Below are 11,592 nucleotides of genomic sequence, written 5' to 3'. Positions count from 1 at the left end.
GCCATCACACGGATGACCTCCAACGTATGATGATCAAGACTTCGCCGTCGCGCTTCATACAAAACCATACCAAAAATAGCCAACTAAAGCTACAAAAATGTCGCCTTATTTACCGACTAGTGAGTAAAGTTCTATTTCAATGCAAACGTTACACGAAATCAGTATCTCCATCGCATGTACGGGATTTTCGCGGTGCCATGGCTGGACGCGCGGATAAGGGTATCATCATAACAACAGGATCGTTTACGACTGAGGCTCGACGGGAGGCCTCCCGCGACGGCGTTCCTCCGATTGAACTGATCGACGGCGAAAAGTTAGTGGAAATGCTTGAACGCTTGGAACTTGGCTTAACTCCCGTAACAACCTTCCAAGTGGATGATGCATTCTTCAATGAATTCAGGAGTTGATCGTTTTTTTAATTCAACTGGCGCTGATCTGAAGTCGTGGATACCCGGCCTTCGCCGGATATGACGGCTCGAAGGCACCGGCCACGGAAAACTCGACAGGGCGGCACTTGATGGATTAGTATGACATCTCGTCATACACCCGGAGCAACCCCATGGACACCGTAACCGTTCGAAAACAAGGCAACTCCGTCGGCGTGGCGATTCCGGCGGAGACGCGGGTGCGGATGGGGTTTGAGGTCGGGCAGGAGTTGACGCTGGTGGAGCTGGCCGATGGGATCAAGCTGGTAAAACGCAATCTGGCGCTGGAGAAGCAACTGGCGGCGGCGCGGGAGGTTTTGCGCGAACAGGCTGATGCCCTGGCCGAGTTGGCGAAGCGGTGAGCGCGCCGGCGTTTTTGGAGCCGGATGCGGTTTTGTTCCTGCATGACCAGTCGATCCGCGAATATGGCGGGTATCATGGTCTGCGCGATGAGACGTTGCTGAGCAGCGCGCTCAACCGGCCGGTGGACAAATTTGGTTATGATCCGGCGGCGGATTGGACGGCGCTGGGCGCTGCATATGCGTTCGGGATCGCCAAAAACCATGCGTTTCTCGATGGCAACAAGCGCACCGCCTGGGCGTGCTGCGTGTTGTTTTTAAAAATAAACGGCATCGAGCTGCATGTTTCGGCGGCGGCGGCGGTGGAAAACATGGTTGCGCTGGCGACCGGGGGCATGAGCGAGGACAGTTTTGCCGCGTGGCTGCTCAGGTCTCTCCGGTGAAAAACTCCGCCAGCGCGCCGGCGATGAGCGCGAAAATCATTGCTTTTTTGGGGTCGCGGCGGACCAGATAGGCGGCCAGGCGCAGCACCGTGCCAAGGGTGAGGCTGAATTCAGCCAGCCGGGCGCGCTCGCGCGCGCGGGCGGCGCGCAACACAGCGCCGCCGATGAGGCCGAGGGCCAGAGCGAGGGCCAGCAGCGCCGCGCCGGTGACGAGGGCCGCCTGCACGGGCGCGAGATGCGCGGCCAGCCAGATGTAGAACGCGGCGATGAAAAACCCGGCGGCGGCGAAGCCCAGGAGCAACATGGCCAGGCCCATGCCGCCCCATAGCGCCGAGGCTCTGGCATAAAAACGCAGATGCCGGGAGAGCGCCACGCGGCGTTACCGGTGGCGGAGCAGATTGGCCGCCAGCAGGCCAATGCCGAAGGCAATGGCGACGCTGGTGACCGGGCGCTCGGTGACTTCCTTCTCCAGCCGGGAGACCGCATCCTTGCCCGCGCCTTTTGCCTTGCCGCCAAAACCTTCCAGCTGGTGTTCCAGCGCCGCGAGGCGGGCCGCCACGTCCTCGCTGTGCAGATAGGCGTTGAAATGCTCCAGCGCCTCGGCGGGGTTGGCGCCAAGCTTGGCCTTCATCGCGGTCAGGTCAGCGCGAAAGCGGTTGAATTCATGTTTGAGGAAATTGATGTCGGCGGGGCCGGTATCCATCTGGCTGGCGGTCATGTCCTGAACTCCTGAATGGGATAACGATACGCAACCAGCTATAGGCTTTTTAGCGGCGGACGGCTATCGTTCCGATTCTAGAATTCGCGGCACCGGAATATCTTCGCTCACGGGAAACTTGTTTTCAGGGGCCTGCTCGTCCCTTCCGTCCGCTGGGGGATGCAGCGGACTTCAGGGGCAAGACATTATCATTGCTTGTTGTACACAATCCGCTGCTGAAACGGGCGCGGGCTGGGGCGGGTGCTCAAATAGTTGTCTTGCACCTGCGCGGGGGCGGTGGCATGTCGATTACTCCATGCAGCGTTTTTTTGGCCCGTTAATTTTCGCAGCACTTCTGCTCGGCCCCCGGGGCGTGGCAGCCGCACAGGTGATGGGGGCGCCCGCTTCCCTGGCGCCGCTGGTGCGTGCGGTCGCCCCTGTGGTGGTCGGCATTACGGTGCTGCAGGCGCCGGGCACGCCGGAGAAGCATGGTCCGGCGGGCGGGGTGGCGGAGGCCGCGGGGTCTGGCTTTATCGTCAGCCGGGATGGGATGATCGTCACCAATGACCATGTGATTGCCGGGGCGGCGCGAATCATGGTGACGCTGAACGACGGCGAGCAGTTTCCGGCGAAACTGGCCGGGGCGGATGATCTGACTGATATCGCGGTCATTAAAATTACGTCACCCCGCCCGCTGCCGGTTGCCGTCTGGGGCAACTCCGCCAGCGCGCAGGTGGGCGACTGGGTGCTGGCCGCGGGCAACCCGTTCGCACTGGGGAACTCGTTCACCCTGGGGATTATTTCCGCCGAGGGGCGCGATATTGGCGACGGGCCGTTCGACCATTTTCTGCAACTTGACGCGCCGATCAACCCCGGTAATTCGGGGGGGCCGGCGTTCAATATGGCGGGGGCGGTGATCGGCATAAATTCAGCCATCGTCTCGCCTTCCGGCGGTTCGGTGGGTCTCGGCTTCGCCATTCCCAGCAACAGCGCGCGCCTGATTGTGGCGGCGCTGATCGCGCATGGCGAGATCGCGCGCGGGTGGCTTGGCATCTCGGTGGCGGACCGCGGCGCCGGGGCGCAGGAGGGGGCGCGCATTACCGGCGTGGAGCCCGGCGGACCGGCCGCCAGGGCGGGGCTGAATGCCGGGGAGATGGTGGTTGCGGTGAACGGCCGCACGATTGGCGGCGCCACCGCGTTGACGCGGGCCATTGCCTCCATGGCCCCGGGGACTAAAGTGCTGCTTGGGATCAGCGAGAAGCAACATATATTCGGCGTGCCGGTGATTATCGCCCGCAGGCCGGTGCAATTGGGAGAATAGCGATGCGCATACTTGTCGTGGAAGACGATAAGGACGTTGCTGGGTTTGTTCTGAAGGGCCTGCGCGAGGCGGGACATACGGTGGAACATGCCGACAACGGGCGGGATGGGTTGTTTCTTGCCGCCTCGGAAAATTTCGACGCCATCATCCTGGACCGGATGCTGCCCGGGGGGATTGATGGGCTGCGCCTGCTGGAAACATTGCGCGCGCAAGACAACGCGACGCCGGTGCTGTTTCTCTCGGCGTTAAGCCAGGTGGATGACCGGGTGAAGGGGCTGAAGGCGGGGGGGGATGACTATCTGACCAAGCCGTTCGCCTTCGCGGAATTGCTGGCCCGGGTGGAGGCGCTGACCCGGCGCGGCAAGAGCGATGGCCCCGCGACCAAGCTCTGCGTGGGCGACCTGGAAATGGATCTGCTCTCGCGCAGCGTGCGCCGGGGGATGCAGAAGATAGATCTGCAGCCGCGCGAGTTCCGGCTGCTGGAATATCTGATGCGCCATGCCGGACAGGTGGTGACCCGCACCATGCTGCTGGAGGGCGTGTGGGATTATCACTTCGACCCGCAGACCAATGTGATTGATGTGCATGTGTCGCGCTTGCGCCAGAAAATCGACAAGCCGTTCGAGCTGCCATTGCTGCATACGGTGCGCAACGCCGGCTACATGCTGCGCGCGGAAGAGGTGTGACAGCGCAGCTGGCGGAACCCTGAATGGAGACAAACCCGCTCGCGGAAGCCGAATCCGGCGCGCGCGCCGCGCAGGAGGCCGCAACGCCCCGCCAGCCCCGGCGCAAGGGCAAGCCGCTGATCCGCTCGACCGGCATCCGCTTCGCGGTGACGTATGCGCTGGTGTTCGGGCTCTCTGCCTTCACGCTGGCGTTTTCGCTTTGGTACTCCACGGTGGGGCTGTTGCAGCGGCAGGTGCAATTCGCGATCCTCAATGATGCCACGGCGCTGAACGAGCACTACCAGATCGGCGGCCTGCCCTCGCTCATCAACGCCATTCACAGCCGGTTGACCGACTCGGGCGACAGCGACGGGATTTATCTGCTGCTCGACCCGCTGGGCAACCATATCATCGGCAACCTCGACCAATGGCCCGCTGGGCTCAACCGGGTCAACACTTGGTATGAGCTGCCGGTAACCCGCAGGGGGACGCGCTCGATTTCGCTGCTGCGCGCCTATACGCTGAGCGGGGGGGAGCAACTGCTGATCGGGCGGGATGTGAGCGCGAGGGCGCAGCTGCGCGGCGTGATGCGCGATGCGCTGCTCTGGGCCTTGGGACTGATGATTTTTCTCGGCCTGCTGGGCGCGGTGCTCATTCGCTCGATGTTCCGGCGCATGATGCGCGATATATCAACCACCACGCGCGCCATTGCGCTGGGCGATTTGACGCGGCGCATCCCCAAGCATGGCAACGGCGATGAGTTCGATGAGTTGGCGGAGATCATCAACGACATGCTGGAGCGCATCGCGCGGCTGATGGATGGGGTGCGCCAAGTCTCCAACGCCATCGCCCATGACCTGCGCACGCCGATCACCCGCGCGCGCACCCGGCTGGAGGATGCGTCGCTGCACGCCCATACCAAGGAGGACCTGCAATTGGCTGTCGAGCGGGCGATGCTGGACCTGGACGGCGTGGTGGGCGTGTTCGAGGCGCTGCTGCGGATCGCGGAGATCGAGGCAGGGTCTCGCCGCTCGGCTTTTGCCGCCATCGACCTCGCGCCGATGCTGCGCGACATCGACGAACTCTATCGCGCCGTTGCCGAGGAGCGCGGGTTGATCCTGGATACCAGGATCAATGAGCCCCTGCCCCTGCTCGGCGACCGGGAACTGGTGCAGCAGGCGATCGCCAACCTGCTCGACAATGCGCTGAAATTCTCCGCCACCGGCACGACCATCCGCTTCACGGCGCGGGTGGAGGAGGCGTTGATCGAGATTTGCATCGCCGACCGCGGGCCGGGAATTTCCGAAGAGGACCGCAGCCGCGCCACGGAACGCTTCTTCCGCGCGGAATCGGCGCGCTCAACCGCCGGATCGGGCCTGGGGCTCGCCCTTGTGGCCGCGGTGGCGCAGCTGCACAACGGTACATTGCGCCTGGCCAACAACAACCCCGGGCTGCGGGCCATCATCACCCTTCCGGCGCGGCGCGGGTAGAGCGCTCGCCCGGCCTGTTTATGGGTGCTGGCGGTCCTCGGCGCCGATGCCGAGCTGCTTGAGCTTACGGTGCAGGGCGCTGCGCTCCATGCCGACGAAATGGGCGGTGCGGCTGATATTGCCGCCAAAGCGCAGAAGCTGGGATTGCAAGTACTGGGTTTCGAACACGTCACGGGCTTCACGCAGCGGCAGGGCCATGACATCGGCGGCGGGGTCTATGGCCAGAGCGCGCGGGGCGTGGGCGGAGAGCTCGGTGGGCAGGTGTTCGGCGCGGAAAACCTCGGTCTCGGCGGAGCGCATAATCATCAGCCAGTCCATGATGTTGCGTAGCTGGCGGACGTTGCCCGGCCAGTCATGCGCCTGGAGGGCGGCGATGGCATCTGAACCCAGGGTGCGCGGCGGCAGGCCGGAGATTTCAGCCGCGCGGGCCAGGAAATCAGCTGCCAGGGCGGGGATGTCCTCGCGGCGCTCCTTCAGCGAAGGGACGCGCAGCGGCACCACGGCCAGGCGGTAGTAGAGATCCTCGCGGAAATGACCGGCGGCGATGGCGCTGGCGAGATCCTTGGCGGTGGAGGCTAGCACGCGGATGTCCACCTTCACACGCGAACTGGCGCCGCCGCCGACACGCTCGAAGCTTTGCTCCTGTAGCACGCGGGCGATTTTACCTTGGGTTTCCAGCGGCATGTCCGCGACTTCATCGAGCAGGAGCGTGCCGCCGTGGGCGCGTTCCAGCACGCCAACCTTGCGCGGGGCGTCGTGGGGGTCGGCGCCGGCCTCGACGCCGAAAAGCTCCACCTCGAAGCGCTCGGGCGCGAGGATGGCGCAATTGAGAGCGACGAAGGGGCCATCGGCACGGCGGGATTGCGCGTGGATCATGCGCGCCACGGTTTCCTTGCCAGAGCCTGGGGCGCCGGTGATGAGCACGCGCGAGCCGGTGGGGGCGACGCGGTCAATCGAGGCTTTCAGGCTGACGATGCCGTGGCCCTCGCCGGTCAGGCTGGTCTCGGAGCCGACACGCAGGCGAAGCTCGGCGTTTTCCGCCTCCAGCCGGGCGGCTTCCAGCGCGCGGCGCACGACCAGCAGCAGACGGTCGGAGTTGAAGGGTTTTTCGATGAAGTCATACGCGCCGCGCTGGATCGCCGCGACCGCGGTTTCGATGGTGCCGTGGCCCGAGACCATGACCACCGGGACGCGCGGCTGCTCCTGGTGCAACACGTCGAGAATGCCGATGCCATCCAGCTTGGAGCCTTGCAGCCAGACATCGAGGATGACCAGCGCGGGGCGGCGCGCACGGTAGGCGGCGATGGCATCGTCCGAATTGCCGGCGCTGCGGGCCTCGAAGCCTTCGTCGCGGAGAATGGCTTCGACCAGCAGGCGGATATCCGGCTCGTCATCGACGATCAGGATTTCAGTCATGTCGCGGGCAACTCCTTAACATCATGGCTTGTACCTTCAGGCGTAACCGGCAGCGCGGGCAGGATGAGGCTGACGATGGCGCCTGGTCCATCGGCCGCCTGGTCAAGCTCCAGCCGTCCGCCATGGTCCTCCATGATCTTGCGCACAATGGCAAGACCAAGCCCGGTGCCTTTCGGCTTATGGGTCACATAGGGTTCGGTCAGCCGGGTGCGGTCGGTCTCGGGCAGGCCGATGCCGTCATCGGTCACGCTCAGCACGGCGTTGTCGCCCTGGGCGTTGAGGCTGAGGGTGACATGGCTGGCGCCGGGGCGCATGGCCACCGCATCGGCCGCGTTGGCGAGCAGGTTGGTGAGCGCCTGGCCGATGAGCCGGCGGTCGCAGATGGCGCGCAGGGAGGTTTCGATGCGGATGTCCCAGTTGATTTCGCGATGCGCGACGCGCTGTAGCACCATGGCCTCACGCGCGATGCGTTCCAGCGACTCCTCGCGCATCACCGGGGCAGGCATGCGCGCGAAGGTGGAGAATTCATCCACCATGCGGCCAATATCGCCCACATGGCGCACGATGGTGTCGGCGCATTGGGAGAAGCCTTCGGGGTCGGAGGTGATCTCCTTGGTGAAACGGCGCTTCAGGCGCTCGGCGGAAAGCTGGATGGGGGTGAGCGGGTTTTTGATCTCATGGGCGATGCGCCGGGCCACGTCCGCCCAGGCGGCCTTGCGCTGGGCGGAGAGCAGCTCGGTTACGTCATCAAAGGTGACGATGAAGCCATCCGGCTCGCCCGCCTTCATTTCCGCGCCGATGCGCACCAGCAGCACGCGCTTATGCATCGCCGGGCCGTGTTCGATTTCCGCTGTCACCGGGCGCTCGGGATTGGCCATCACGGCGTTGATGAGACCTTCGAATTCGGGCACGATTTCGACCAGATACTGGCCGATTTCCGACTCCAGGCCGATGCACAGCAGCTCCGAAGCGGCGCGGTTGGGCAGCTCGATGCGGCCTTTGTTGTCCAGCCCGATGACGCCGGCGGAGACGCCGGCCAGCACGGTCTCCGTGAAGCGCCGCCGCGCGTCGAGCTGGCCGTTGACGTCCATCAGCTCCGTACGCTGGGCGGCGAGCTGGGCGATCATGCGGTTGAAGGCGCGCGAGAGGCCGGCCATTTCATCGCCTGTATCGCGCTCGGGCACGCGCACGGAGAGATCGCCCGCGCGCACGTTCTCCGCCGCGCGGATGAGATGGCCGATCGGCTTGGCGATCTGATTGGCGATAACCAGGCCGAAACCGATAAGGGCCGAGAGTACCAGCAGCGCGAGAATCGCGATGACCAGCGCGAAGGAGATTTCCAGCCCGGCGCGGTTTTTGGAGAGCCGCTGGTATTCCGCCACCGCCTGCTCGGTCTTGCTCACATGGTCGAGAATGGCGGGGTCGATCGGCTTTTCGATCATCAGCATCATGGGCGGGGTGATGTCGAGCTTGATGACCGCCTGCTCCACCGTGCCGCCATGCGGGCTGAACACCGGCACCTGACCGGTTTGCGCCAGGGCGATCTGGCGCTGGCCGGGCACCGAGGCGGCGAAGCCCGCGAACAGCCCGGCGGAGGCGACAATCTCGCCGTTCAGCGGCTCGAAGATGACCGCCTGGGTGAGGCCGCGCACGGTCGCCTGGTTGACCAGGTAGCGGGCAAACTCGTTGGGGTCGCCAAAGAACACCGAGCCGTTCTGGGAGAGATCATTGGCCATGGCCAGGGCGTCGAGGCGGATGTCGTTATCATGTTCGGCGAGGTAGCCCTGGGCGACCTGATTGCTCTCATCGAGCGCGGTTTGCACCCGCTGGTTGAACCAAGCCTGGATGCCGAAGTTGAAGAAGACGATGGCGAACACCGCCACCAGGATGGCGGGCACCGCGGCGACGCCGCCGAAGAGGAACACCAGCTGCACATGCAGCCTCGCCCCGGCGGCGCCGCGCCTGTGCTCCAGCACCACGCGCACCACGCGCCCGACCAGCAGGATGATGAGCAGCAGCAGCGCCGCGAAATCCGCCACCATCAACGCGATTGCGACGCCGGAATGCACATCCAGCTTCACCCGCCCGGCCAGGATGGCAAACGAGGCGATGCCGAGGAGCAGCGCCACGGAGGCGACCAGCAGGGTCGAGACCCGGCCGAGCATGATATCCAGCAAAGAGCCGCGCAGGGTCCGCGGCGTGGTGCCGGGGTTCTGCATCAGCCCACCCGGCGATGCACGCCGATGCCGTGCTCGCGGATTTTTTTGCGCAGCGTGTTGCGGTTGAGGCCCAGCAGGGCGGCGGCACGAATCTGGTTGCCCCTGGTTTCCGCCAGGGTCATGCGGATAAGGGGGCGTTCGAATTCGGCCAGGGCGCGTTCGTAGAGTACGCCCTCCTCGCCGGATTCGCGGATGGCGGCGAGGAGACGGGCGACATGGCGCTCCACCACCGCGGCCATGGTGTCGGCATCATCACCCGAGGCTGGCGGGGGTTCCTCGGCGATGGTGTAGCCGGCCAGTTCTTGCGCCAGAACCGCCTCGGTGATGACCGGTTGCGGCACCAGCGCGGCAAGGCGGCGGATGAGGTTCTCCAGCTCACGCACGTTGCCGGGCCAGCGGTAGGCCGAGAGCATGGCCATGGCCGGCGCGTCAATGGTTTTGCCGGGCAAGCCCTCGCTCTGCGCCTTGTTGAGGAAGTGCTGCGCCAGCACGGGGATGTCATCGGGGCGCTCGCGCAGGGGCGGCAGGCGGATGGGCACGACGTTGAGGCGGTAGAACAGATCCTCACGGAACTGGCCGGAGCGGATGAGGGCGCGAAGGTCGCGGTGGGTGGCGGCGACGATGCGGGCGTTGGCGCGGATGGGCTGGCGGCCGCCGACGGTGGTGAATTCACCTTCCTGCAACACGCGCAGCAGGCGGGTCTGGGCTTCGGGCGGCATGTCGCCGATTTCGTCCAGAAAGAGGGTGCCACCGGCAGCCTGCTCGAAGCGGCCGATGTGGCGGTTGGTGGCGCCGGTGAAAGCGCCGCGCTCATGGCCGAAGAGCTCGCTCTCGATGAGTTCACGCGGGATCGCGGCCATGTTGATGGCAACGAAGGGACCGGCGCGGCGGCGGCCGTAATCATGCAGGGCGCGGGCGACCAGCTCCTTGCCGGCGCCAGATTCGCCGTTGATCATCACGGTGAGATCGGTGGTCGTGAGGCGGGCGATGATGCGGTAGATTTCCTGCATCGCCGGGCTGCGGCCGATCAGGGGCAGGTTGTCATCGGCTGAGAGTTTGGGCGCGGGGGCGCCGCCCGCGGCATAGACCGGCTGTTTGAGCGCGCGGTCCACCACGGCGAGGAGCTCACCCAGGTCAAACGGTTTGGGCAAATAGTCAAACGCGCCGCGCTGGGTGGCCTGCACCGCCGTGGTGAGGGTGGATTGCGCGCTCATCACGATAATCGGCAGTTCGGGGCGGATGCGTTTGATGCGCGGGATCAGGTCCAGGCCGTTCTCATCGGGCATGATGACATCAGTGATGACGACATCGCCCTCGCCTTCCTCCACCCAGCGCCACAGCGTGGCCGCCGAGGAGGTGGCGCGCACCTGGTAACCCGAGCGGCCAAGCGCCTGGGTCAGCACTGTGCGGATCGAGCGGTCGTCATCGGCGATCAGAACGGTTGGCACTGTGGACATCACTGGTTACTTTCCGGAGGGTCTTCGTAGACGGGCAGATGGATGCGGAATTCGGTGCGGCCGGGGCGGCTGTCCACATCGATCAGCCCGCCGTGGTCAGCGACGATTTTGGCGACCAGCGCCAGCCCAAGCCCGCTGCCCGCGGCCTTGGTGGTGATGAAGGGCTCGAACAGGTGACGGCGGATGTCCTCGGGGATGCCGGGGCCGTTGTCGCGCACGGAGACGAAAATAGGCAGGTTGGCGCGCGCGCGCCCGGAGGTGGCGGAGAGCCAGACGCCATGCTGGAAGCCGGTGGTGAGTTGAATTTCACCATCCGGGCGGTCCATGCTGTCAATGGATTCAGCGGCGTTTTTGACCAGGTTGAGCAGCACCTGGATGAGCTGGTCACGGCTGCCCTGCACGTGCGGCAGGCTGGGATCGTAGGATTCGATGAATTTGACGTGCGGCGCGAAGCCGGAAAGGGCAAGCTTGCGCACATGCTCCAGGACACGGTGAATGTTGACCGCCTGACGCTCCAGCTTCTTCTCGCCGAAGGTTTCCATGCGCTCGACCATGGCGCGGATGCGGTCGGCCTCGTCGCGGATGAGCACGGCCAACTCGCGGTCGTCCGGCGGGGCGCTGGCCTCCAGCAACTGCGCGGCGCCCCTGATCCCTGACAGCGGGTTCTTGACCTCATGCGCGAGAATCGCGGCCATGCCGGTGATGCTGCGGGCGGCGTTGCGGGCGGATATCTGCTGGTCCAGCGCGCGGGCGGCTGATTCGTCCTGCAAGGTGAGCACCACGCAGCCCGCGACCTCGGGCAAGGGCGCGGCCTGCACGGAGCAGCCGCGGCGCAGCAAGCGGGGGCCTTCCAGGATTATATCTTGTTCGGCGACGGTAACGCCGGCGCGGCGCGCGCGTTCCAGCATCAGGAAGAGCGGGTGGTCAGAGGGCAGAATGTCGCACAAATTACTTTGCAGCAGCAGCGCCTTGGAGGAGCCGAAGAACTCCTCAGCCGCGTAGTTGACCGAACAGAAGGTGTCGTTTTCGTCCAGAACCGCGACCGCCAGGGGCAGAGCGTCGAGAATATGTGCCGGATCGACCCGGAGCTCGCGCGCCATGCCCGGTTTACGTTTGACCATGCCGAAGGCCTTTCTGATGCCGCTCATTTTGCGCGCCTC

The 11,592-nt window shown here is 65.0% G+C and carries 12 protein-coding genes; 6 read left to right on the top strand and 6 right to left on the bottom strand.

The genetic code is table 11. The features are described 5' to 3' along the window. The 3 genes from PHE40_RS05135 to PHE40_RS05125 all read left to right on the top strand — a co-directional run. Positions 1-407, top strand: a 407-nt coding sequence (locus PHE40_RS05135; RefSeq protein ID WP_299958964.1) for a restriction endonuclease, incomplete at its 5' end; no start/stop codon positions are given. Between the two features lie 152 nt (positions 408-559). Beyond that, positions 560-787 carry an AbrB/MazE/SpoVT family DNA-binding domain-containing protein gene (locus PHE40_RS05130; RefSeq protein WP_284257218.1) on the top strand — a complete coding sequence of 76 codons (228 nt, stop codon included), beginning with the start codon at positions 560-562 and terminating at the stop codon, positions 785-787. Next, positions 784-1,167 carry a type II toxin-antitoxin system death-on-curing family toxin gene (locus PHE40_RS05125; protein ID WP_299958957.1) on the top strand — a complete coding sequence of 128 codons (384 nt, stop codon included), beginning with the start codon at positions 784-786 and terminating at the stop codon, positions 1,165-1,167. Before PHE40_RS05130 ends, PHE40_RS05125 begins: the two co-directional genes overlap by 4 nt. Here the strand turns inward: PHE40_RS05125 and PHE40_RS05120 are convergent. Further along, on the bottom strand, positions 1,151-1,540 hold the full coding sequence (locus PHE40_RS05120; protein WP_299958954.1) for a hypothetical protein: 390 nt from the start codon (positions 1,538-1,540) through the stop codon (positions 1,151-1,153). The genes PHE40_RS05125 and PHE40_RS05120 overlap by 17 nt on opposite strands. A 6-nt stretch (positions 1,541-1,546) precedes the next feature. Next, positions 1,547-1,885 carry a hypothetical protein gene (locus tag PHE40_RS05115; RefSeq protein WP_299958951.1) on the bottom strand — a complete coding sequence of 113 codons (339 nt, stop codon included), beginning with the start codon at positions 1,883-1,885 and terminating at the stop codon, positions 1,547-1,549. A gap of 295 nt (positions 1,886-2,180) precedes the next feature. Here PHE40_RS05115 and PHE40_RS05110 point away from each other — a divergent pair, with 295 nt between their 5' ends. From PHE40_RS05110 to PHE40_RS05100, 3 genes are read left to right on the top strand one after another with little or no spacing between them, the layout of a single operon-like run. Beyond that, complete coding sequence (locus PHE40_RS05110; protein WP_299958948.1) at positions 2,181-3,185, top strand: S1C family serine protease; 1,005 nt, start codon at positions 2,181-2,183, stop codon at positions 3,183-3,185. A 2-nt stretch (positions 3,186-3,187) separates the two neighbouring features. Beyond that, positions 3,188-3,871, top strand: a complete 684-nt coding sequence (locus PHE40_RS05105; protein ID WP_299958945.1) for a response regulator transcription factor — start codon at positions 3,188-3,190, stop codon at positions 3,869-3,871. A 23-nt stretch (positions 3,872-3,894) separates the two neighbouring features. Next, entirely contained in the window at positions 3,895-5,340 is a 1,446-nt protein-coding gene (locus tag PHE40_RS05100) for a HAMP domain-containing sensor histidine kinase (RefSeq protein WP_299958943.1), read from the top strand. Positions 5,341-5,358: 18 nt separating this feature from the next. On the opposite strand, the gene PHE40_RS05095 is transcribed toward PHE40_RS05100, so the two are convergent. The 4 genes from PHE40_RS05095 to PHE40_RS05080 are packed head-to-tail and all read right to left on the bottom strand — an operon-like array spanning position 5,359 to position 11,580. Next, entirely contained in the window at positions 5,359-6,756 is a 1,398-nt protein-coding gene (locus tag PHE40_RS05095; protein WP_299958940.1) for a sigma-54 dependent transcriptional regulator, read from the bottom strand. Further along, positions 6,753-8,975 carry a PAS domain-containing sensor histidine kinase gene (locus PHE40_RS05090; RefSeq protein ID WP_299958937.1) on the bottom strand — a complete coding sequence of 741 codons (2,223 nt, stop codon included), beginning with the start codon at positions 8,973-8,975 and terminating at the stop codon, positions 6,753-6,755. The genes PHE40_RS05095 and PHE40_RS05090 overlap by 4 nt, the downstream gene beginning before the upstream one ends. Further along, on the bottom strand, positions 8,975-10,432 hold the full coding sequence (gene ntrC, locus PHE40_RS05085; protein ID WP_299958934.1) for a nitrogen regulation protein NR(I): 1,458 nt from the start codon (positions 10,430-10,432) through the stop codon (positions 8,975-8,977). Before ntrC ends, PHE40_RS05090 begins: the two co-directional genes overlap by 1 nt. Continuing rightward, positions 10,432-11,580: a nitrogen regulation protein NR(II) gene (locus PHE40_RS05080; RefSeq protein ID WP_299958931.1), complete on the bottom strand. Its 1,149-nt coding sequence runs from the start codon at positions 11,578-11,580 to the stop codon at positions 10,432-10,434. The genes ntrC and PHE40_RS05080 overlap by 1 nt, the downstream gene beginning before the upstream one ends. Positions 11,581-11,592 lie beyond the last annotated feature (12 nt).

This window comes from Acidocella sp. (genome assembly GCF_028687955.1).
Taxonomy (GTDB): Bacteria; Pseudomonadota; Alphaproteobacteria; order Acetobacterales; family Acetobacteraceae; genus Acidocella.
Note: the sequence above shows the minus strand (reverse complement) of the source record. Positions and strands in the feature narration are given on the sequence as shown.